Consider the following 532-nt stretch of genomic DNA (forward strand, 5'->3'; position numbering starts at 1 on the left):
ATCCGTATTAAAATTAGGATTAAAAGATGCGGAAATATTGTCTTTATCGAAAACAATACTCGTCACACCGCCTATACCTGTACCTGTAACAGTTAACACTTCGTTGCTCGGCGCTCTTCCTGGATCAATCATATCCACTTTTGGATTTGATGAAGCCTCGCTGCCGGTTTCAGCCTCTTTTTCGCATGAAGTGATAGTTAGAATTCCAAGGGCGAGGACAACGATTATATTCAATAGTCTTTTCATAATCTTATCATTTTTTATCTGTCTCCTTTATTGATAATATGCCACGGCTGGTTCCAATAGTAACGGATTAATAACCGTCTCACTTTGAGGGGCTGGCAAAAACAACTGCGACTCTGAATTTAAACGAACCTTAAGACTCGACACATTCCGGTTACTATCGTAAGTTCCTCTTTCCTGTTGGGCTAGCATCTGATTTGCTTTAGCAAAACCTTGTCTTTGAATATCGAACCAGTAATCACCTTCGAAGGCAAACTCGACCTTCCTTTCATGTAAAATATCGTCTTTC

2 protein-coding genes are annotated in these 532 nt (G+C 39.8%); both read right to left on the reverse strand.

Going from position 1 to position 532, the window contains the following annotated elements:
* A partial coding sequence (locus ACNOHI_RS25535) for a hypothetical protein (protein WP_420477525.1) occupies positions 1-246 on the reverse strand: 246 nt, incomplete at its 3' end.
* Between the two features lie 27 nt (positions 247-273).
* Positions 274-532, reverse strand: a 259-nt coding sequence (locus ACNOHI_RS25540) for a RagB/SusD family nutrient uptake outer membrane protein (RefSeq protein WP_420477526.1), incomplete at its 5' end; no start/stop codon positions are given.

It is taken from the genome of Noviherbaspirillum sp. ST9 (assembly GCF_048799745.1).
GTDB lineage: Bacteria > Pseudomonadota > Gammaproteobacteria > Burkholderiales > Burkholderiaceae_D > Noviherbaspirillum.